This is a genomic window from Streptomyces sp. LS-MS-L19, from assembly GCF_058382285.1.
In genome coordinates, this window is sequence record NZ_JBYCLL010000001.1 from 407,553 (window position 1) to 429,400 (window position 21,848).

Annotated in this window: 13 protein-coding genes; 9 read left to right on the forward strand and 4 right to left on the reverse strand. The window is 72.4% G+C overall.

Annotated elements, in window-relative coordinates; genetic code table 11:
• Positions 1–20 precede the first annotated feature (20 nt).
• Positions 21–3,074 (forward strand): alpha-mannosidase, encoded by a 3,054-nt coding sequence (locus AC2XR2_RS01790; protein WP_491514030.1) that lies wholly within the window; start codon positions 21–23, stop codon positions 3,072–3,074.
• A gap of 158 nt (positions 3,075–3,232) precedes the next feature.
• Positions 3,233–4,018 (forward strand): S1 family peptidase, encoded by a 786-nt coding sequence (locus AC2XR2_RS01795; protein ID WP_491514031.1) that lies wholly within the window; start codon positions 3,233–3,235, stop codon positions 4,016–4,018.
• A gap of 7 nt (positions 4,019–4,025) precedes the next feature.
• Here AC2XR2_RS01795 and AC2XR2_RS01800 read toward each other — a convergent pair whose 3' ends face one another.
• Positions 4,026–6,017 carry a S9 family peptidase gene (locus tag AC2XR2_RS01800; RefSeq protein ID WP_491514032.1) on the reverse strand — a complete coding sequence of 664 codons (1,992 nt, stop codon included), beginning with the start codon at positions 6,015–6,017 and terminating at the stop codon, positions 4,026–4,028.
• Between the two features lie 161 nt (positions 6,018–6,178).
• Here AC2XR2_RS01800 and AC2XR2_RS01805 point away from each other — a divergent pair, with 161 nt between their 5' ends.
• Positions 6,179–7,303: a glycoside hydrolase family 53 protein gene (locus AC2XR2_RS01805; protein WP_381308016.1), complete on the forward strand. Its 1,125-nt coding sequence runs from the start codon at positions 6,179–6,181 to the stop codon at positions 7,301–7,303.
• 157 nt (positions 7,304–7,460) lie between these two features.
• The gene (locus tag AC2XR2_RS01810; protein ID WP_330269155.1) at positions 7,461–8,867 is read left to right on the forward strand and encodes a cytochrome P450 family protein; all 1,407 of its coding nucleotides are present in this window, start codon (positions 7,461–7,463) and stop codon (positions 8,865–8,867) included.
• 74 nt (positions 8,868–8,941) lie between these two features.
• Here AC2XR2_RS01810 and AC2XR2_RS01815 read toward each other — a convergent pair whose 3' ends face one another.
• From AC2XR2_RS01815 to AC2XR2_RS01825, 3 genes are all read right to left on the reverse strand, one after another.
• Positions 8,942–9,610: a YceI family protein gene (locus tag AC2XR2_RS01815; protein ID WP_381308011.1), complete on the reverse strand. Its 669-nt coding sequence runs from the start codon at positions 9,608–9,610 to the stop codon at positions 8,942–8,944.
• Positions 9,611–9,718: 108 nt separating this feature from the next.
• Positions 9,719–11,311, reverse strand: a complete 1,593-nt coding sequence (locus tag AC2XR2_RS01820; RefSeq protein WP_381308008.1) for a solute symporter family protein — start codon at positions 11,309–11,311, stop codon at positions 9,719–9,721.
• A complete protein-coding gene (locus AC2XR2_RS01825; RefSeq protein ID WP_381308007.1) occupies positions 11,305–11,772 on the reverse strand; it encodes a DUF485 domain-containing protein in 468 nt (155 codons plus the stop codon). Before AC2XR2_RS01825 ends, AC2XR2_RS01820 begins: the two co-directional genes overlap by 7 nt.
• A 510-nt stretch (positions 11,773–12,282) precedes the next feature.
• On the opposite strand from AC2XR2_RS01825, the gene AC2XR2_RS01830 reads away from it, so the two are divergent.
• From AC2XR2_RS01830 to AC2XR2_RS01850, 5 genes are all read left to right on the forward strand, one after another.
• The gene (locus tag AC2XR2_RS01830) at positions 12,283–13,824 is read left to right on the forward strand and encodes an acyl-CoA carboxylase subunit beta (RefSeq protein WP_491514033.1); all 1,542 of its coding nucleotides are present in this window, start codon (positions 12,283–12,285) and stop codon (positions 13,822–13,824) included.
• Between the two features lie 25 nt (positions 13,825–13,849).
• Positions 13,850–15,550, forward strand: a complete 1,701-nt coding sequence (locus AC2XR2_RS01835; protein ID WP_491514034.1) for a fatty acyl-AMP ligase — start codon at positions 13,850–13,852, stop codon at positions 15,548–15,550.
• Positions 15,547–19,521, forward strand: a complete 3,975-nt coding sequence (locus tag AC2XR2_RS01840) for a beta-ketoacyl synthase N-terminal-like domain-containing protein (protein WP_491514035.1) — start codon at positions 15,547–15,549, stop codon at positions 19,519–19,521. The genes AC2XR2_RS01835 and AC2XR2_RS01840 overlap by 4 nt, the downstream gene beginning before the upstream one ends.
• A gap of 22 nt (positions 19,522–19,543) precedes the next feature.
• Complete coding sequence (locus AC2XR2_RS01845) at positions 19,544–20,467, forward strand: alpha/beta hydrolase (protein ID WP_491514036.1); 924 nt, start codon at positions 19,544–19,546, stop codon at positions 20,465–20,467.
• A 122-nt stretch (positions 20,468–20,589) separates the two neighbouring features.
• Complete coding sequence (locus tag AC2XR2_RS01850) at positions 20,590–21,822, forward strand: PucR family transcriptional regulator (RefSeq protein ID WP_381307993.1); 1,233 nt, start codon at positions 20,590–20,592, stop codon at positions 21,820–21,822.
• Positions 21,823–21,848: the final 26 nt, after the last annotated feature.

The following is a 21,848-nucleotide window of genomic DNA, read 5'->3' on the forward strand; positions in this document are numbered from 1 at the left end:
CCCACCTGTACGGAGATCTGATGCACAACGACCGTGACCTCACCGAACAGCGGCTCGCACGAGTGCTCGACGAGCGCGTACGGCCCGCCGTCCACGCCCGGTCCGTCCCCCTCGACGTGGCGGTGTGGAGCGTCGCCGGTGAGCCGGTGCCGGTCCCCGAGGGGCTGGCCGCTCCCTACCGGCCGGCCCGGGTCGGCGACCGGTGGGGGCCCGCCTGGTCGACGAGCTGGTTCAAGGTCAGCGGCACGATCCCGGCCGAGTGGGCGGGCGAGACGGTCGAGGCGGTCCTGGATCTCGGGTTCGCGACCCACTCGGCGGGCTTCTCCGCCGAGGGGCTGGTCTACCGGCCCGACGGCACGGCCGTGAAGGCGCTCAACCCGCGCAACACCTGGCTGCCCGTGGCCGAACGGGCGGTGGGGGGCGCGGAGTTCACGGTGCACATCGAGGCCGCCGCCAACCCGGTCGTCATGCACACCGCTCCGGGCGAGCTGACCTTCGGGCCCACGTCGGTGGGCGGCCGGGCACCCTGGCTGGGCGACCCGGCCGTGGACCCCGGGGAGCCGCTCTACCGGCTGCGGCGTCTGGACCTCGCGGTGTTCGACCGGGAGGTGCACGAACTCGTCCAGGACCTGGAGGTGCTGCGCCAGCTCATGCCGGAGCTGTCCCCCGACTCCCCGCGCCGGTGGCAGATCCTGAGAGCGGTCGAACTCGCCCTGGACGCCGTCGACCTGCAGGACGTCAGCGGCAGCGCGCGAGCCGCACGCGCCGCCCTGGCTCCCGTGCTGGCCTCCCCCGCGCACGCGAGTGCGCACCGGATCTCCGCGGTCGGACACGCCCACATCGACACCGCCTGGCTGTGGCCGCTGCGCGAGACCGTGCGCAAGGTGGCCCGGACGGTCTCCAACGTCACCCATCTCATGGACGACCACCCGGAGTTCAGGTTCGTGATGTCCCAGGCGCAGCAGCTCGCCTGGCTGAAGGAGCACCGGCCCGAGGTGTACGCGCGGGCGCGGGAGAAGGCGAAGACCGGACAGTTCCTGCCGGCCGGCAGCCTGTGGGTGGAGCCCGACACCAACATCAGCGGCGGCGAGGCCCTGGTGCGCCAGTTCGTGCACGGGAAGCGGTTCTTCCTGGAGGAGTTCGGCGTCGAGACCGAGGAGATGTGGCTGCCGGACACCTTCGGCTACAACGCGGCCCTGCCGCAGCTGATGAAGCTGGCCGGGGTGAAGTGGTTCCTGACGCAGAAGATCTCCTGGAACACCACCAACAAGTTCCCCCACCACACGTTCTGGTGGGAGGGCATCGACGGCACCCGGATCTTCAGCCACTTCCCGCCCGTCGACAGCTACAACGGTGAGCTGTCCGGCGCCGAAGTCGCCCACAGCGTACGGAACTTCCAGGACAAGTCCGGCTCCAACCACTCGCTGATCCCCTTCGGCTACGGCGACGGCGGTGGCGGCCCCACCCGCGAGATGCTCGCGCGCGCCGACCGGTTCAGGGACCTGGAGGGCTCACCCCGCGTCGCCTTGGAGGGCCCGGCCGAGTTCTTCCGGCGCGCGCACGACGAGTACGAGGCGAACGGCGGCGCTCCGGTGTGGTCCGGGGAGCTGTACCTGGAGCTCCACCGCGGCACCCTCACCAGCCAGCTCGCCACCAAGCAGGGCAACCGGCGCAGCGAACACCTGCTGCGCGAGGCGGAGTTGTGGGCCGCGACCGCCGCCGTACGGCACGGGCATCCCTATCCGTACGACGCCCTGGACCGGCTGTGGAAGACGGTGCTGCTGCACCAGTTCCACGACATCCTGCCCGGGACGTCGATCGCCTGGGTGCACCGGGAGGCGGAGGAGACGTACGGGGCGGTGGCCCGGGAACTGGAGGAGCTGATCGGGTCAGCCCAGGAGGTGCTGGCCGGGGAGCCCGAGGGCACGGTCGTCTTCAACGCGGCGCCGCACGCCCGGGCCGGTGTCGCGGCCTTCGGGGCGAGCCCACGCCCCGAGACGGCCCACCAGCCCACGCCCGCGCGGCCCGACGGCGACGGGCTCGTCCTCGACAACGGACTGGTCCGCGTCGTGGTGGACGCCGGCGGACTGATCACCTCCGCCTACGACCACACGGCCGGCCGGGAGGCGCTGGCCCCCGGAGCGGTCGGCAACCTGCTCCAGCTGCACCAGGACTTCCCGAACCAGTGGGACGCCTGGGACGTCGACGTCTTCTACCGCAACACGGTCCGCGACCTCACCGACGCCGAGTCGGTCACGGCGGGCGCCGACGGTGTGCGCGTGGTCCGGGTCTTCGGGGCGTCGAGGATCGAGCAGACGCTGACGCTGCCGGCCGGGTCCCGTGCGCTGGTCATCGACACCGTCGTCGACTGGCACGAGCGGGAGAAGTTCCTCAAGGCGGCCTTCCCGCTGGACGTGCGGGCCGCCCACTCGACCGCCGAGATCCCCTTCGGCCATGTCGAGCGGCCCACCCACACCAACACCAGCTGGGACGCGGCCAAGTTCGAGACCTGCGCGCACCGCTTCCTGCACGTCGGCGAGCCCGACTGGGGAGCCGCCCTGGTCAACGACTCCTCCTACGGGCACGACGTCACCCGCGACGTCCGCGCCGACGGCGGAACGACCACCACGGTCCGCCTGTCCCTGCTGCGCGCCGCCCGCTTCCCCGACCCCGACCAGGACCAGGGCACCCACCGGCTCGGCTACGCCCTGCTGGTCGGCGCCGACGTCAGCGACGCGCGGCGCGAGGGATACCGCTTCAACTTGCCGGAACGGGCGGTGCCGGGCAGTGCGACGGTCGCCCCGCTGGTCTCGGTCGACCACGAGGGCGTGGTCGTGGAGGCGGTCAAGCTCGCCGACGACCGCAGCGGGGACGTGGTCGTACGGCTCTACGAGTCCCGCGGGACCCGGGCGCGGGCGACACTGCGCACCGGGTTCCCGCTGGCCTCCGCCGTGGCGACGGACCTGCTGGAACGCCCTCTGGACGATCCGTCGAGCCACCGGCAGACGGAGGGTGGTGTCCGGTTGACGCTACGGCCGTTCCAGATCCTCACACTGCGGTTGCGACGCGCCTGACCTGCGGCGGCGTGGCGGCACAGGCGGACGCCACCGGGACGCAGCAGAAATCACGTGCCGTGTGAAACCAACCCGCTCCCCCGGCTCGTCCTCCCCACCGACCACACCGAGCGGGGCCAAGTCGCGCCCCGCGCCACGCAGTTCAGGGGGAAACCGAAATGACCGCACGCTCCGGCAGATCCGCTCGTCCCGGCTCCCGGGCCGCCGCCGTCGTCACCACCGCCGTGCTCGCCGCGGCCGCGCTCTGGTCCACCGCCGCTCCCGCCTCCGCGATCAAGGGCGGCGGTCCCGCCAGCACCAAGGCCCGGCCGTACGCCATGCTGATCGAGTACAACGGCAGCCAGTTCTGCGGGGGCACGCTGATCGCGCCCACCAAGGTGCTCACCGCCGGCCACTGCGTGGAGAGCGCCGGTGACGTGTCCACGCTACGGGTCATCGGCGGCCGCACCCACGTGGACGGCACCGTGCGGGAGGTCACCTCCTACCGGCTGGACTCGCGGTACGGCGCGCCCGGTTACGCCCACGACGCCGCCGTGCTCACCCTGGACCGGCCGATGCCGTACCGGACCATCCCGGTGGCCGGGCCCAAGGACGGCAAGCTGGTCGCCGCGGGCCGGACGGCCACCGTGGTCGGCTGGGGACGCACCGGCCCCGGCGAGCAGGCCACCCGGCTCAAGCAGGCCAGGCTGGTCATCTCCCCCGTCGCCGACTGCCGGCCCTACACCGATCCGGAGACCGACCCCGCCGCGATGCTGTGCGGCCTGCCGCGCCCCGGGACCAGCGACAGCATCTGCCCCGGCGACTCCGGCGGTCCGCTGATCAGCGGCGGCAAGGTCGTGGGGATCGTGTCGAGCGGCAACAAGTACTGCGACGAGCAGTACCCGGTGTCCGTGTTCGTGCGCGCCGACTCGGTCGCCGCCGACCTGGGGATCCCCACCCGCTGAGCCGCCGTCACAGGAGCTCCGGGCGCCTCCACTCCTCGCCCAGGACGTGGTGGTCCAGGAAGGCGAGGACCGTCTCGTAGAGGAGACCCAGGTGGTTCGGGGCTTCCACGCCGTGTGACTCGTCGGGGAAGTACAGGAACCCGGTGGGCACGCCCTGGCGCCGGAGGTCGTGGAGAAGCTCCCGGGACTGCGCCTCGGGGACCCGGGTGTCCGCGCCGCCGTGCACGACCAGCATCGGAGTCGTCAGCTTCGCCGCGTCGAGGTGGGGCGAGTCGGCGTCGTAGCGTTCGCGGCGGACGCGCGGGTCACCGAAGATCTTCCGGAAGTACGCGTGCATGTCGGTGCCGCCCTGGAAGGACTCCAGGTTCCACAGCCCGCCGTGGGAGACCAGAGCCCTGAAGCGGTCGGTGCGGGTGGCGGCCCGGTTGGCGAGGTAGCCGCCGTAGGACCAGCCGGCGAGGGCCGTCCGGGTCGGGTCGAGGTCGGCGCGGGCCAGTGCGGCGTCGGTGAGCGCGAGGACATCGCGGTACGGCCGGCCGCCGTACTCGCCGCGTCCGCGTTCCTGCATGCGCTGCCCGTACCCGGAGGACAGGGCCGGATCGGGCAGCAGCACGGCGTAGCCCCGGGCGGCGAACGGCCACGGGTTCCAGAGCCAGGGCCAGTCGCTCCAGGACCCCTGGGGTCCGCCGTGGGGCATGACGAGGAGCGGTGCCGGGTGTTCGGCCGCGGCCTGCTCGGGCAGGACGAGCCAGCCGCGCAGGGGGAAGCCGTCGTCGCCGGTCGTGCGCACCTCGGTGAGCGTGCCGGGGAGGGGGCCCAGGTCGCCTCCCGGTGTTCTCAGGGGTGCGGGGTGCTGGTCGGCCTTGGCCGCGTCCAGCCGGACCACGTGGGGGGAGCGGTCGAAGGCGCTGTGCAGCGCGTAGAGGGTGGAGCCGTCGGGCGTCACGCAGAGGGAGGTGTAGGCGCCGGAGGCGGTCAGGCGGGTGACCGTGCCGTCCGGGTCGCGGCGGAAGACCGGGCGGTGGCCCTGCTCGTCGCCGGTGAACCACAGCGTGGTGTCCCCGGGGACCGGTGAGCAGACCGCCCTTCCCGGCCACGGCCAGTTCTCGAAGTCCGGCAGGAGGTCGGTCTCTTCGCCGGACACGGGGTCGACGGCGACGAGGGTGACCTGCCACTCGGAGTCGTACGTCTCCTCCTGCTGGCGTTCGCAGACCAGGCTCGTGCCGTCGGCGGTGAACACGGGGCTGTAGTACTGGTGGCCGGGGCGGGAGAGCGTCCGGCGCAGCACACCGGTGCGTGCGTCGGCCATCACCACGGTGTTCGTGTCGGGAGCGGCCACGGTGGGCGAACGGGTGTAGGCGACCAGGGTTCCGTCGGGCGAGAGGGCCACGTCCCCGGCGCCTTCGAGGCCCTGGCCGCCCGCGTCGACCGGCTCGGCATCCCGGGCGCGGACGAAGGTGTGGGGTTCGGCGGGGCCCAGCTCCCCACCGTCATCGCCCGGGGCCAGTTCGTACAGCACGGCGCTGACACCACCCCGGCGCCGCCGCCCCAGGAGCTCCGCGTGGGTGCGGGCGTCCTCGGCGCCGGGCAGCAGAGCGGCCGTCCAGGCGAGCGCGTCGGCACGGGCGGCGGCGGTGAACGCCGTTGTCCCGCCCGGGTGCCGGGCGATGGGCTCGGCCTCACCGCGCTCGGGGAGCGACCAGACGGACGGTCCCGGCTCTTCGCCGGACTCGCCGGAGCCGCGGTCCGCGAGGAACAGCAGGGTGCCGTCGGCGCTGAACGCGGGGGCGGAGTCGCCCTGTCGGGAGCCGGGCACCCGGCGCGGGGCCTTCTCGCCCGCCGGATCCACCTCCCACAGCTCGGACGTGTACCGGGATCCCGTCTCGTCGAGGGCCTGCACGGAAAGGATCAGACGGGTGCCGTCCGGGGCCAGGGCCAGGTCGGTCGGACGCGGCTGTGCGACGAGCCGGTCGTGGAAGGTGCGCGGTCCGTTGATCATGGCGAGCATTCTGCCCACGCGCGGAGATCACCGCACGGGATTTGTGCACGTACACAGACCACAAGTCCGCATGACAGATGTATTTACAGGGCCGACAACGCCTCTTACCGTGAGCGTTCACAGAACCTATCCCCATGGTCATGTCAGACAAGGAGGTCGGGATGACCGTCAAAGGTCCGCGCCGCCTCGTGAGAGCCGCCATGCTCCTGGCGGCGGCCCTCGCCCTGCCCGCATCCCTGCTCACTACGCCCACCAGCGCCTCCGCCGCGGGCTCGCTCACCATGCTCGGCGCCGATGTGTCGACCGCCCAGCGCGCGCTCGACCTCGGTGCCAAGTACTACGACGCGAGCGGCACCGCCAAGGACCCCCTGGACATCCTCAAGGGCCTCGGCGTCAACTACGTCCGCCTGCGGGTCTGGAACAACCCCGCGAGCGGCTACAACAACAAGGCCAAGGTGCTGTCGTACGCGAAGCAGGTGAAGGCCAAGGGGCTCAAGCTGCTGGTCGACTTCCACTACTCGGACACCTGGGCGGACCCGGGCAACCAGAACAAGCCCGCCGCCTGGGCCGGCCACACCATCAGCCAGTTGCAGACCGACGTCTACAACTACACGTACGACGTCTGCAACAGCCTCAAGTCGCAGGGCACCACCCCGGACAGCGTGCAGATCGGCAACGAGATCAACGTCGGCATGCTGTGGAACGAGGGCAAGGTCGTCAACAACGACTTCACCAACCTCAGCCTGCTGCTCAAGTCGGGCTACAACGCGACCAAGGCGTGCAACAGCGGCACCCAGGTGATCATCCACACCGCCGACGCCGACAGTGACGCCAACGCCCGCTGGTTCTACGACGGCATCAAGGCCAAGGGCGTCAACTGGGACATCACCGGGCTGTCGTACTACTGCCCGTGGCACGGCACGATAGCCAACATGGGCAGTGTCGTGGCCGACATGAAGTCCCGTTACGGCAAGGACGTCGTCATCGCCGAGACGGCCTACCCGTTCACCTCGGCCAACGCCGACAGCACCGCCAACTCCATCACGACCGGCTGCTCGGGCTATCCGCTCACCTGGCAGGGCCAGGCGAGCAACTTCACGGCCGTGCAGAACGCGGCCCGCAGCAACGGCGCGATCGGCGTCTTCTACTGGGAGCCCACCTGGTACGCGGTGACCGGCAACGGCTGGGACCCGACGAACATCTCGGGCAGCGGCAACGGCTGGGACAACATGGCCGTCTTCAACTGGACCGGCAATGTGAACCCCAACATCAAGTGGACCCCGTAGGGGGCGACTTCGGACCGGAGCGGCACCGTCCTCGGGCGGTGCCGTTCGTCGTCGCCCCGGCTGCCCCGAGCGCCCGAGCCGGTAATCACCCCCCGCCATGAAGGCAGTGCAGGGGGTCACATTACTCTGGCGTACGCCCGACCGAGGGAAGGAAGCCATGGGGGTCCAAGTGAACAGCGGCTCGGCAGCCGGTCACGAGTCGCTGGAGTCGATGAGCCTCGAACCGCTGATGACCCGCGACTACGAACGGGATCCGGCGATCGTGTACGAGCGGCTGCGCCGGACCCACGGCCCGGTGGCACCGGTCGACCTGCTGGGCGTGCCCGTCTGGCTCGTGCTGGGCTACGAGGAGTCGCTGGAGGTGCTCCGGGACGACCACGCGTGGCCGAAGGGGCTCGAGAACTGGCGGGCGCGCAGGGAGGGCCGGCTGCCCGCGGACTGGCCGCTCGCGCCCTCACTGGACGTCAACCATGTGCTGATCCAGGGCGGTGAGGGCTACCGCGGGCTCAAGGTGGCCTGGGACACCGCGCTGCGCCCCTTCCAGGACCCCCGGCATCCGGTGGCCAAGCAGCTCAAGGCGAAGATCACCCGGGACGCCGACGAACTGATCACGCTGTTCACCCAGGGCGGCCGCACCGGCTTCGCGGATCTGTCCGCGCAGTTCTCGCGGCCGCTGCCCCTCATGCTCGCCAGTCATCTGCTCGGCTTCCCCGGCTCGCAGCACGACGACGCGCTGATGGACATGTGGCGGGTGCTGGACGCGGGCCCCGACGCGGGACCCGCGCTGGAGCGGCTGCTGGCCACGCTGTCGGAGCTCGGCGAGTCGAAGATGAAGGAGCCGGGCAACGACTTCCCGTCCTATCTGCTCGCCTCCCATCCCGGCCTGAGCGTCGAGGAGTTGTCGCGCGAGCTGATGATGCTGCTCGGGATGACGTCGGACCACGTCGGCATCCTGATCTCCAACACGGTCGTCGAGGTCATCACCGGCAACCTGCCCGCGAGCGCCAGTCTGTCGGCGGGGCTGATCAGGGAGACCATGAACCGGGTGGTGATGCAGAAGCCGCCGCTGATCAACTTCGTGCCGCGGTTCCCGCTCACCGACATGAAGCTCGGCGACTACACCATCGCCGCGGGCGATCCGGTGTGGGTGTCGGTGGGCGCCGCGCACGCGGACCCGGCGTTCGCCGCGAAGGTGTGCCCCGAGTCGACCATCAGCACCCGGGCCCATCTGTCGTGGGGTGCGGGCCCCCGGCAGTGCCCGGCCCGTGAACTGGCCGGTGGTGCGGCGGCGATCGGGGTGAGCAGGCTCTTCGAGCGGTTGTCCGGGCTGGAGTTGTCCCTTCCGGTCGACCAACTGCCGTGGCGTTCCTCGCCGTTCATGCGCGGGCTGCGCTCGCTGCCGGTGCGGTACACGCTCTCGGACGCGCAGGCCCTGCCGGTGCCCTCCGGCCCGCCGCTCCCGGCACCGGCCGGCTCGGGCCCGGACACCCCGGCCGACGGGACCGCCGTACGACCGCGTTCGTCGCTGTGGCGCTATCTGGCGGGGCTGGTACGCGGACGGTGACGGAGGTCTGAGGGACCGAAGGGGGCACGGACTCGGACGCGAGTGCGTGCCCCCTTCGTGCGCCGGAGTTGCCGTCAGCCGACCGGGGGTGTCCGGATCGCCGCGATGTCGAACTGGAGGCGTACCTTCTCGCTGACCATCGCGCCGCCCTCGGCGAGCTTGCTGTTGTAGGTCAGGCCCCAGTCGGAGCGGTTGATGGTGGTGGTGCCGTCGAAGCCGGCGCGCTGATAGCCGAACGGGTCGGTGACATGACCTATGTAGGTCAGTTCCAGGACCACGGGACGCGTGGCGGCCTTGATGGTGAGGTCTCCCGTCATCCGGTACAGGTCCGGGCCCGCGACCTCGACGGCGGTACTGACGAACCGCATGCGCGGGTAGTTCGCGGAGTCCAGGAAGTCCCGGCCCACCAGGTGCCCGTCCCGCTGTTCCACGCCGGTGTCGACGCTCCCGGTGGACACGATGATCTCCGCCTGCGAGCGGGACGGGTCGCGGCCGTCGAAGTAGAGGCGGCTCTGGTACTCCAGGAACGCCCCGCGCACGGTGGTCACCATGGCGTGACGCACGGAGAAGCCGATCCTGCTGTGCGCGGGGTCGATGGCCCATTCCCCGGTCAGGGCCGCCAGTCCGGGGTCCGGAAGGACGGCTGTGGCAGTGGCCGACGACCCGGTGGGGGGCTGGGAGACGTCGGCGGGTTCCGCGCGGTCCGTGCGACGGAACATGGTGCCACGGTTGAACAAGTTCATGCATCACCTAATTACTGCACGCGAGTTGTCGCCGCAAGCCTTGATCGACCGCAGACGAAATATCCACGTGTTCGCCACACGGTTCTCGGAAATGAGGGGCGAAATCGGCTAGTCGACCCCTACGAGGCTGCGTACTTCGAAGTCCTCGTATGTCTCCTTTGTTTCGGGACGGCTGAGTGTCGAACCCAGCCAGCCGAGGAGGAAGCCGGCCGGGATCGAGACGATTCCGGGATTCTGCAAGGGGAACCAGGCGAAATCGACGTTCGGGTAGAGCGAGGCGGGCGCCGAGGAGACGACCGGGGAGAGGACGACGAGGACCACCGAGCAGAGCAGGCCCCCGCACAGACTGAGGAGGGCGCCCTGCGCGGTGAAGCGCCGCCAGAAGAGGCTGAAGACGAGGGTGGGGAGGATCGCGGAGGCGGCGATGGCGAAGGCGAGGAAGGCGAGGGTCGCGGAGTTGGCGCCCCAGGAGATCAGCGCGAGCAGCATGCCGAGGATGCCGATGACGGCGGCCGCGAGCCGGGCCACGGCCAGCTCCTCCGTCTCGGTGGCCCGGCCCTTGCGGATCACCTCGCCGTAGAGGTCGTGGGCGAGGGAGGACGCGGCGGCCAGGGTGAGGCCCGCGGCGACCGCGAGGAGGGTGACGAAGGCCAGGCAGGACAGCAGGGCGGTCAGAACGGCACCGCCCAGGTCGTGCGCCAGCAGCAGGACGGCGGCGTTCCCGGTGCGGTCGTTGCGCGCGATGGTGTCGCTGCCGAGGACGGCGGTGGCGCCGAGACCGAGGATGCCGGCCGCCAGACAGACGAGGCTGACCAGGCCCATCGCCCACACCACCGAGGTGCGCAGGACGTCGACCGACTTCGGGGCGAGCAGCCGCATCATCACGTGCGGGAGGGCGGCGAGGCCGAGCACGATGGCCAACTGGAGGCTGAGGAAGTCGAGTTTGCTGGTGACACTGCCGCCGTAGCGCAGTCCGGGTTCCAGGAACCGTCCGCCCTGACCGCTGTTGTCCGCGGCGGCGGCGAGGAGGTTCCCGACGTTCCAGTCGAAGCGGTGGAGCACCATTACGGCGGTCACGGTGACACCGGAGATGAGCATGACCGCCTTGACGACCTGGATGAACGTGGCGCCCGGCATGCCTCCGATGGCCGCGTAGACGATGACGACGGTCCCGATGACGACGACGCACAGGGTGCGGGTGGCCGCGCTGGGTTCGCCGGTGAACTGCGTCAACAGGGCGACACTGCCGACGAGTTGGGCGACCAGGTAGAGGACGGTGATGGTCAGCGTGCACAGCGCCAGGGCGAGCCGGACCGGCCGCTGCATCCGGGAGAGGCGGATCGCCAGGGTGTCGCCGAGGGTGAACTTGCCGGTGTTGCGCAGGGGTTCGGCGATCAGCAGCAGGACCATCATCCACGCGACGGCGGTGCCGCACAGGTACAGCAGTCCGTCGTACCCGGTCAGGGCGACCAGGCCGGTGCTGCCGAGGAGGGTCGCGGCCGACAGGTAGTCGCCGCACATGGCCAGGCCGTTGCGCAGCGGCGACATCACCCGGTTGCCGAGGTAGAACTCGCCGATCTCGTCGCGCTGGGGGGCGGTCAGCAGCGCGGTGAACAGGGTCACGACGACCACGGACAGGAACAGGACCAGGGTCAGCTGGAGGCTGAGGCGGTCCACGACGGAGGCGCCGAGCGTCACCACGGGCGGAACTCCTCACCGCGCCGGCCGGCGCGCGCCTCGAAGGCACTGTGCCGGCGGCCCCCGGCGCCCTGGCGGCGGTCCTCGCCCTCCTGGTGCCGGACCAGGCCGCGCAGACCGCGGACCACCGGGGTGACGTCCCTGCGCACGTGCACGAGGTAGCGCCACACGATCACGCCCATCAGCACGAACTGCCCGAGACCCAGGGCCAGTCCGATGGTGAGGTGGCCGCTCAGGGGGGTGTTCATGAGGCCGGGCAGGAAGCTGGACAGCAGGACGTACAGGAGGAATCCGCCGACGGCCACGGCGGTGGCCCGGACACCGAACCGGCGGTGGGCGCGGCGGAGCGCCTGATACTCCGGCCGGCCGGACACCGACGGCCGCTCGCCGCCGCCGAGAGCGGCTTCGGGGCCTGTTTCGTAGGGGAACGGCGGTCCGCCGAGCCCCGTGGAATGCCGTGACACATGCACCTTCTTCGCTGCCGCGCCGGTCGCCCGGCAAAGGCACACCGGAGCCATGGTCTGAGCGGACTTGTGGGGAGTTCGTGAATCCGGAATTCACGCGATGCGAATTGCGCGCTTGACGACTTGCCTGGTGGGGGGTTACGGCCGATGGGTCGGGTCGACGACGTGGCCGGGACCGGGATTGTTGCAGCGCCGCCGTTGAACTATCAACCGGCCGGTACAACCCGATCTCGGAGCTGACTCATTCACGCGCTGCGATACTTGTACGCGCCATCCCACGGCCTGCGAAAAGGCGGGCCCACCGAATAGGTCTGCACCTTCTCTCCGGCCAGGTTGTCTCAAATGCAGCGCACAGGGGACTCCCCCGTCGCTGACGGGCGCTTGTCACCCACGGAGCAAGGCCGGCCCTGCGGGACTCACCTCGCGCAAACAGAACGGCGTTGGGCTCGGCACGACCTGGGGGCGCTGCCATATTCGAAGGCCACTTCGGAGGTGGCAGTGACAGTAGAGGTGACGACGACACGCCTGCCCGACCGCACCGCCGACCGCGTCCTCGCGCTGGAGGCCCGCCGGGCGCGGGCCGTGGCCGGGGACCGGCCCAGAAGACGGGGCAAGTTCGGCGCCCGCGAGCGGATCGACCTGCTGCTGGACCCCGGTTCGTTCACCGAGACCGGCCTGTTCGTGCGGGCCCGGCCGACCGGGGACGGCGCCGACCGTCCTTACGGGGACGGTGTGATCACCGGGTGCGGCACCATCGACGGGCGGCCCGTCTGTGTGTTCTCCCAGGACTCCACGGTGTTCGGCGGGAGCATGGGCGAGGCCTTCGGCGAGAAGACGGTGGCCCTCATGGACCTCGCCCTGCGCACGGGGTGCCCGGTGATCGGGCTCAACGACGGTGGCGGCGCCCGCATCCAGGAGGGGGTCGTCTCGCTCGCCCTGTACGCCGAGCTGGTGCGCCGCAACGTGCAGGCGTCCGGGGTGATCCCGCAGATCTCGGTCGTCCTCGGCCCGTGTGCCGGCGGGGCCGCCTACTCCCCCGCCATCACCGACTTCACGGTCATGGTCGACGGCGCCTCGCACATGTTCGTCACCGGGCCCGACGTCATCGAGGCGGTCACCGGGGAACGCGCCACCGCCGAGGAACTGGGCGGTGCCCGCACCAGCAACTCCCTCAACGGCAACGCCCACTTCCTCGCCGCCGACGAGACCGAGGCCCTGGACACCGTACGGGAGCTGCTGTCGTACCTGCCCGTCAACAACCTGGAGCGGCCGCCGAGTTACGCACCCCTGCCGGCGCCCTCCGACATCCCGCTCGACGAGATCGTGCCGGACCGGCTCGGGCAGGCCTACGACATGCGGGACGTCCTGCGGGCGGTCGTCGACGACGGTGAACTCCTGGAGGTGCAGGAGCTGTTCGCGCCGAACATCATCTGCGCGCTGGCGCTCGTCGAGGGCAGGTCCGTCGGGGTGGTCGCCAACCAGCCGCTGCACGCGGCCGGGGTGCTGGACATCGACGCCTCCGAGAAGGCGGCGCGGTTCGTGCGGTTCTGCGACGCGTTCGGCATTCCGCTGCTCACCTTCGCGGACGTGCCGGGCTATCTCTCCGGGGTCCGGCAGGAGCAGGCCGGGATCATCCGGCGCGGCGCCAAGCTGCTGTACGCCTACGCCGAGGCGACCGTGCCGAAGGTGACGGTGGTGGTGCGCAAGGCGTACGGCGGCGGGTACGCGGTGATGGGCTCCAAGCACCTGGGCGCCGACATCAACCTCGCCTGGCCGACCGCGCGGATCGCGGTGATGGGTGCCGAGGGCGCGGTGGGCGTCCTGCACCGGCGGGAACTGGCCGCCGCCGACGACCCCGAGGCGCTGCGGGCCCGGCTGGTCGCCACCTACGAGGACACCCACGGCACGCCCTATCTCGCCGCCGAGCGCGGCTACGTCGATGCCGTGATCGCCCCGCGCGACACCCGCGCCCACATCTGCCGCGCCCTGCGTGCGCTGCGCGGCAAGCGTGCCCCGATGCCGGAGCGCCGGCACGGCAACATCCCGCTCTGACCCGTCTCGCGAGGAGACCAGCCTGATGGACAGCCGCCGTCCCCCGCTCGCCCCCGCCTTCCGCACGCTGCCGGAGTACCTGCGGCACTGGGCCGAGACCACGCCCGAGCGACGGGCGTTCACCTTCGTCGACCATCCCGCGCCCGGCTCGCGGGGCGTCCACCGCACCCTGACCTGGCGCCGGCTGGACCTGCGGGTCCGTGCCGTGGCCGCCCGGCTGGCGGAGGAGGCCGAGCCGGGGGCCCGGGTGGCGCTGCTGTGCCCCCAAGGGCTGGAGTACGTCACCGGGTTCCTGGCGGCGCTCACCGCGGGCCTCGTCGCCGTGCCGCTGTATCCGCCGGGTCTGCCCGGACAGGACGACCGGCTCACGGCGGTGCTGGCCGACGCGCGGCCCGCCGTGGTCCTGACGACGAGCCGACACCTGGAGCAGGTGAGGGAGTTGGGCGACCGGGTCGTCGCCGTGGACGAGGTGCCGGACGCCGCCGCGGGCGACCTCGAGCCGGTGGACGGCGAGGTCGCCTATCTCCAGTACACCTCGGGGTCCACGCGCACCCCGGCGGGCGTGGAGATCGGGCACAGCAACGTCGTCGCCAACGCCCGTCAGGCACTGACCGCCTACGGCGCGGACGCGCACCCGGTGACGTGTGTGGGCTGGCTGCCGCTCTACCACGACATGGGCCTCGTCCTGAGCGTGGCCGCCCCCGTCGTACGGGGCCTGCTGTCGGTGCTCATGGACCCGGTGGCGTTCCTGCACGAACCCGCCCGCTGGCTGCGGCTGTTGTCCGCGCATCCGCGGGCATTGAGCGCGGCGCCCAACTTCGCCTACGACTACTGCGCCTCGACGGTGACCGACGCGCAGAAGGCGGAGCTGCGCCTGGACGGCGTCTTCGCGCTCATCAACGGCAGCGAACCGGTCCGCCCCACCACGGCCGACCGCTTCCAGGCGGCCTTCTCCGAGCAGGGACTCGGGCCGCTGACCCACTGTCCGTCGTACGGCCTCGCCGAGGCGACCGTCTTCGTCAGCGCCGCCCGCCCGGGGCAGCCGCTGCGCCGGTTCGCGCTCGACCGGGACGCGCTCGCCGAGGGCAAGGCGCTGCCGGCGCGCCCCGACGATCCCAGGGCCGTCCTGCTGGCGGGCTGCGGTACCCCGGCGGGACAGCGGATCCGGATCGCCGATCCCCTCTCGCAGGCCGTCCTGTCCGAGGGCGAGGTCGGTGAGATCCAGGTGCGGGGGCCCAACGTGGGCCGCGGCTACTTCCACCACGAGGAGCAGTCCCGGCGCGTCTTCGGCGCGGACGGGTGGCTGCGCACCGGTGATCTCGGGACGGTCCTGGAGGGGCAGTTGCTCGTCACCGGCCGGCTCAAGGACCTGATCGTCGTCGACGGCCGCAACCACTACCCGCAGGACGTGGAGGCCACCGTCCAGGACACGCATCCGGCACTGCGGCGGGACCGGCTCGCCGCGTTCGGGGTGGCGGGCGGCTCGGGTGAGCGGGTGGTCGTGGTCGCCGAGCACACCCGGACCACCAGCCTCGCCGAGCTCGACGTACCGGCTCTGGTGCGGGCGGTGCGCGCGGCCGTGTCCGCCCGGCACGGACTGCGGCTCACCGACGTCGTCCTGGTGGCGCCGGGCACCGTGCCCCGCACGTCCAGCGGCAAGGTGTCCCGGGCGCTCACGCGGGAGCGGTATCTCGCGGGCGCCTACGCGGTGGGCGGTGCCGCGTGAGAGCCGTGGACGCGGGCGCGGTGCGCCGGCTGGTGATGGAGCGGCTGGCCGAGTGGACCGGCACACCGGTCACCGAGGTGCCGATGGACCGGCCGCTGGCGGATCTCGGCATGGCCTCGCGGGACGCGGTCGTGCTGGCCGGAGAGCTGTCCCGGCTGACCGGGCGGGAGCTGCCGGCGACGCTGCTGTGGGAGGCGCCGACCGGGGAGGCACTGGTGGCGCATCTGTGCCGTACGTCCGCCGGGCCCGAACCGGCGCCGGTCACCGCGGCGGCACCTTCGGCGTTCGGGGAGCCAATCGCCGTCATCGGCCTCGGCTGCCGCCTGCCCGGCGGGGTTCACGGCCCGGAGGACTACTGGCGGCTGCTGACCGACGGGGTCGACGCGATCCGGCGGGTGCCCGAGGACCGTTGGCGCGACTTCACCGCCTACCCGCCCGAGGACGCGCTTCCCTACGGCGGCTACCTGGACGACATCGCGGGGTTCGACGCGGACTTCTTCCGGATCACCCCGCGCGAGGCGGCCGTGATGGACCCGCAGCAGCGGATCCTCCTGGAGGTCGTGCACGAGACGCTCGCCCATGCCGCCGTCCCGGCCGCCTCCCTCGCCGGCACCGCCACCGGGGTCTTCGTCGGGGTCTCGGCGCCGGAGTACGGCTCGCTCACCGGCGCCGACCCCGCGGCCGTCGACCCCTGGGCGCCGGCGGGCGGCGCGCTGAGCGTGACCGCGGGCCGGCTGGCGTACGTGCTGGACACGCGGGGGCCTAGCGTGGCCGTCGACACCGCGTGCTCGTCCTCGCTGGTCGCCGTGCACCACGCCTGCGTGAGCCTGCGCACGGGCGAGAGCGACACGGCGATCGCGGCGGGCGTCAACCTGCTGCTCTCCCCCACCGTCACCGTGGCGTTCCGGCGCGCGGGCGCCCTCGCGCCGGACGGGCGCTGCAAGCCGTTCTCGCCGGACGCCGACGGCATCGGACGCGGTGAGGGCTGTGCGGCCGTGCTGCTGAAGCGGCTGTCCGACGCCGAGCGCGACGGCGACCGCGTCCTCGCCGTCATCCGCGCCACCGCCGTCAACTCCGACGGCCGCTCCAACGGCCTCCTGGCCCCCAACCCGGCCGCCCAGCAAGCCCTGTTGGCGTCCGCCTACACAAGGGCGGGGCTGTACCCGGCGCACATCGACTACGTCGAGGCACACGGCACGGGCACGCCGCTCGGCGACCCGATCGAGGCGGGCGCCCTGGGTGCCGTGCTGGGTGCGGGCCGCGACCCCGACCAGCCGCTGCTGCTGGGCTCCGTGAAGTCGAACCTGGGTCACCTGGAGTCCGCCGCGGGCATCGCCGGGCTGGTCAAGACGGTCCTCGCCCTGCACCACGACGTCATCCCGCCGTCCCTGCACTGCTCGGCGGGCAGTGCCCTGGACGACGTACGGCTGCGGGTGGTGTCGGAGGGCGAGCCCTGGCCGCGCTACGGCGGTACGGCCACCGCCGGGGTCTCCGGGTTCGGGTTCGGCGGCACCAACGCCCATGCGGTGCTGGAGGAATGGCGGCCCGGTGTCCTGCCCTCGCGCCCGGCCGAGGAACCCGGGGCCCGGCTCCACGTCCTGTCCGACGTGGACGAGGAGCGGTTGCGGGACACCGCGGCCCGGCTCGCCGACTGGCTCCGCACCGCCTCCGAGCACCCCGCCGACGTGGCCCGCACGCTGGCCGGCCGGGCGGGACGCGGGAGCGTACGGGCGGCGGTGGTCGCCCGGGACCGCGCCGAACTCGCGGACGGACTGGACGCGTTGGCACGGGGGAACCGGTCCGGGGCGTCCATGCACGGACGGGTCGTGACCGGCGACCGGGATCTCGTCGGGCGGGGCCCCGTGTGGGTCTTCTCGGGGTACGGCAGCCAGTGGGCCGGGATGGGGCGCCGGCTGCTGGTCGAGGAACCCGCGTTCGCCGCCGCCGTGGAGAAGCTCGACGCGGAGTGCGGGCTGTCGCTGTACGAGCGGCTGTCATCGGGGTGCGCCCTCGACCGGCTGGAGGTCGCCCAGCCCGTTCTCTTCGGACTCCAGGTGGCGCTCGCCGAGTTGTGGCGTTCCCACGGCGTCGAGCCCGCCGCCGTCATCGGCCACTCCCTGGGCGAGGTCGCCGCCGCGGTGTGCGCGGGCGCCCTCGACGTGTCGGAGGGGGCCCGGATCGTCGCCGTGCGGGCCCGGCTGCTGAGCGGGCTGCGGGGCGGGGCGATGGCGGTCGTCGACCTGGAGGACGGTGAACTCGACGTCATGGCCGGTGAGTTCCCCGACGTGCACGTGGCCGTCCACTCCTCGCCCGGGCAGAAGGTCGTCACCGGTGCGGAACCGGCGGTGGCGCGGTTGGTGCGGTGGCTGGAGGGACAGGGTCGGGCGGCCCGGTCCATGCGGGTGGTCGGGGCCGGTCACTCCCCCCAGGTCGAGCCGCTTCTCGCGGAGTTGACCGAAGCCCTGGCCGATCTGGGCGGTCGCGCGCCCCAAGTGCCCGTCTACTCCACCGTCCTGGACGACCCGCGCGGCGACAGTGTCTTCGACGCCGCCCACTGGGCCGCGAACCTGCGCCGGCCCGTACGGCTGGACCGGGCCGTCGCCGCGGCCGCCGCCGACGGTCACTCCGTCTTCGTCGAGATCTCGCCGCACCCGGTCCTGGCGCGGGCCGTCACCGACACCGCACCCGGCACCCTCGCGATCGGCACGCTCCGGCGGGACGGCGACGGCTGCGCGGACTTCCTCACCCAGCTGGGCTCGCTCTACTGCGCGGGCGAACGGCTGCCGCTGCCGGCCGGACGGGTCGTCGATCTGCCCGCGCCGCGCTGGAAGCATGTCCGGTACTGGTGGACGGACGGGCGGGGGGCGGTTCCCGCGAACGCACCTGCCGCCCCGGCCCACGTGCGGGCCAAGACACCCGACGCGGCGCACGACACCTCCGTCGCCGGCCGCCTGTGCCATCACATCTCCACCGTCACCGGCCATCCCGCGGACCGGGTCACCCCCGCCACCGCGTTGGCCGACCTCGGGCTGGACTCCCTGATGGCGGTGCGGATCCGTACCGCCCTGGAGCGCGAGTTCGCCGTCGAACTGCCCCTGCGCGACCTGCTCGGCGCCACCACCGTCCAGGAACTGGCCGACCGGCTCCGGCCGGACGTGCCGGCCGTGGTGCGCCCGCTCCGCGCCACCGGCGACCGTCCCCCGGTCTTCCTCGTGCATGCCGCCGGCGGCACCAGCGAGGTGTACCGGACCCTGGCCGAACGCCTCGGCGACGAGCGGCCGGTGTACGGCCTCGAACGCCTCGAGGACGCCCGCACGGCGACCGAGAAGGCGCGCCGCTACGCGGAGGCCGTCACCGCCGTCCACCCCCACGGGCCCGTCCTGCTGGGCGGTTGGTCCTTCGGCGGCTTCGTCGCCCAGGAGACCGCGCGCCAACTCACTGCGGCAGGACGGGAGGTGGAGCTCGTGGCACTGATCGACTCCGTGCGGCCCCTCCCCCGGCCCGAGCGCACACCGGGCGACCGGGTCCGCGCCCACTTCGCGGGGTTCGCCCGGCACGTCTCGGAGGTCTACGGGGTCCGGCTGGAGCTGCCGTACGACGAACTCCTCGCGATGGACGACGACGGCGAGCGGATCGACACCGTGCTCGGGATCCTGCGCGCCCGCGCCGAGGTGCCGGCCGCCGCGCTGGAGCACCAGCGCTCCTCCTACCTGGACCTGAGGATCGGCGAGGCCCACCGGCCGGGCCTGTACGAGGGGCCGGTGGTCCTGTACCGGGCCACGGAGCCCGCCCCGCACACCGTGCGTGATCCGGCCTACGAACGCGACGACCAGGCGCTGGGCTGGGACGAGGTGTGCCCGGACCTGACCGTCGTGCCGGTCGCGGGACACCACCTGTCGCTGCTCGACCCGCCGCACGTCGACGAGATCGCCGCGCACCTGGGGCGAGAACTCGCCGCGAGAACCCGCTGAACGTGATCCGAGGAGAGCCGCCATGCACCGTCGCCCCACCTCAGTGTCCCGACGTACCGTCACCAAGGCCGCGGCCGGTGCCGGACTGGTCGCCCTGATCGGCGCCCGGCCCGCCTCCGCGCTCTCGTCGCGCACCGTGGACGTGTCCGTGTCCTCCGCCGCGCTCGGCCGCAGCGCGCCGGTGCGGCTGATCCTGCCCTCGGGCTTCGACGCGCAGCCCACCCGGACCTACCCGGTGCTGTACCTGCTGCACGGCGCCCACGACGACTACACGTCCTGGACCCGGGAGACGGACATCGAGGCGTTCACCGCGGGCCGGGACCTGATCGTCGCGATGCCCGACGCGGGGCCCACCGGCATCCCCACCGCCTGGCGCGGCGGACCCGACTACGAGACCTTCCAGCTGACGGAGGTTCCGGCGCTGCTCGCCCGCAGCTACCGGGCCTCCGGCGTACGGGCCGTCGCGGGGGTCTCCACCGGGGGCTACGGCGCCATGGCGCACGCGGCCCGGCACCCGGGCCTGTTCACCGCGGCGGCCTCCTACAGCGGGATCCTCGACACCATGGCCCCCGGCGTCCCGACCTTGATGGACGCCATCGTGGCCCGCGAGAACCTGGCGCCCGCCTCGCTGTGGGGCAACCCGATCCTGAACCTGCTCACCTGGCGCGACTTCAACCCGCGCGACCGCGCCACCGGGCTGCGCGGCACCGCACTGTACGTCTCCCAGGGCAGCGGCCTGGCGGGCGGCACCGGTGACTGGCTGCCGGAGGCGCTGGAGAGCGCCCTGTGGCCCTCCGCGCAGGGCTTCGCCAACACGCTGGCGCTGCTGCGCGTCCCGGTCACCACGCACTTCTACGCAGGAGGAGGACACAGCTGGGCGTACTGGAAGCAGGAGTTCACCGCGTCGTGGCCGATGCTCGCCCGCGCTCTGGGGGTGCCGGTGTGATGTCGGTACCGTCGGGGCACGGAACGCATCGCAGGGGACGTCCGTCCAACACAGGACTTACCCCTCGCCCCACCGGCAACGGCCCACGGGTGAGCCGCTTCCGGGTGAAAGGAGGGTCCGCCTTGGCCACCCCCGCCCCGCACGGAGTACCGGAGGGCCGCGACGCCACCGCGGTACCGCCCGATCTGGCCGACCTGCTGCGCGCCCAGTTGGAGGAGGTCGCCGACGAGGTCGAGGAGGAGGTCCGCCGGCAGGTCCCCGAGTACGCGCGCCCCGCCGACGGGACCTACCGCGAGCACCTGAGAGCCGGTGTCGTGCAGGCCCTCACGCTGTTCGTCGACCACATCGCCGACCCGCGTGGCCGCGGCGAGGCCATCGCGGAGACCTACTACGAACTCGGGCGCGGCGAGGCCCTGGAGGGGCGCAGCCTGGACGCCCTGCAGTCCGCGCTGCGGGTCGGCGGGCTGCACGCCTGGCGGCTGATGGGCCGTACGGCGGAGGAGCTGGGACTGGACTCCTCGGTGGTCACGGCGCTGGGTGAGCTGGCGTTCCGTACCGTGCACGAGGTCGCGGAGGCGGCGGCGGCCGGATACTCCGAGACCCGCGCGCACAACACGGACGAGCTGGAGCGGCGGCGCCGACGGCTGCTGGACCTGCTGCTCGGCGACGGACCGGTGGCGCTCGCGGCGGTGCAGGACCTGGCGCACGGCGCCCGGTGGTCGGTGCCCCGGCAGGTCGCGGTCGTCGCGCTCGCGGCCACCCCGGACCAGCGGGACGAGGAGTGGCCGCTGGCCGCCGCCGGGGCGCTGGTGGACATGGAGTCACGGCCGCCGCGGATGCTGATCCCCGATCCGGACGGCTCCGGTCGGTTCGGGGGGCGGGCGTTCGGGCTCGCGCTGCGCGGGCGGCCGGCCGCGATCGGGCCTACGGTGCCGCTCGCGGAGGCCGCCCAGTCGCTGCGCTGGGCCACCCGGGCCCTGGGGCTGATGGGGCGCGGGATCCTGCCCCGACAGGGGGTGGTGCGCTGCGCGGACCACCTGTCGACGCTCCTGCTGCACAGCGACGAGCCGATGCTCGACCAGTTACGGACCCGGGCCCTGGCACCGCTGGAAGCGGTGTCGGAGGGGCAGCGCGAGCGGCTCGCCGAGACGCTTCTCGCCTGGCTGCTCAGCGGCAGCAACGTGCCCGACGTCGCCGCCCGTCTCCATGTGCATCCGCAGACCGTGCGCTACCGGCTGCGTCAGCTGGACAAGGTGTTCGGTGAGGTCTTGCACGATCCCGGCGCCCGTCTGGATCTCATTCTGGCACTCACCACGGCACAAAAGAACGAGGAATTCCTGAATTCCCGTCCATAACACCTCCGTCGGTCAAGCGAATACCT

Excerpts from the sequence above, each read along its gene's own strand:
- AC2XR2_RS01805 (WP_381308016.1), top strand. The coding sequence starts at position 6,179 with ATGACCGTCAAAGGTCCGCGCCGCCTCGTGAGAGCCGCCATGCTCCTG.
- AC2XR2_RS01800 (WP_491514032.1), bottom strand. The coding sequence starts at position 6,017 with ATGATCAACGGACCGCGCACCTTCCACGACCGGCTCGTCGCACAGCCG.
- AC2XR2_RS01790 (WP_491514030.1), top strand. The coding sequence starts at position 21 with ATGCACAACGACCGTGACCTCACCGAACAGCGGCTCGCACGAGTGCTC.
- AC2XR2_RS01835 (WP_491514034.1), top strand. The coding sequence starts at position 13,850 with ATGGACAGCCGCCGTCCCCCGCTCGCCCCCGCCTTCCGCACGCTGCCG.
- AC2XR2_RS01845 (WP_491514036.1), top strand. The coding sequence starts at position 19,544 with ATGCACCGTCGCCCCACCTCAGTGTCCCGACGTACCGTCACCAAGGCC.
- AC2XR2_RS01810 (WP_330269155.1), top strand. The coding sequence starts at position 7,461 with ATGGGGGTCCAAGTGAACAGCGGCTCGGCAGCCGGTCACGAGTCGCTG.
- AC2XR2_RS01815 (WP_381308011.1), bottom strand. The coding sequence starts at position 9,610 with ATGAACTTGTTCAACCGTGGCACCATGTTCCGTCGCACGGACCGCGCG.
- AC2XR2_RS01795 (WP_491514031.1), top strand. The coding sequence starts at position 3,233 with ATGACCGCACGCTCCGGCAGATCCGCTCGTCCCGGCTCCCGGGCCGCC.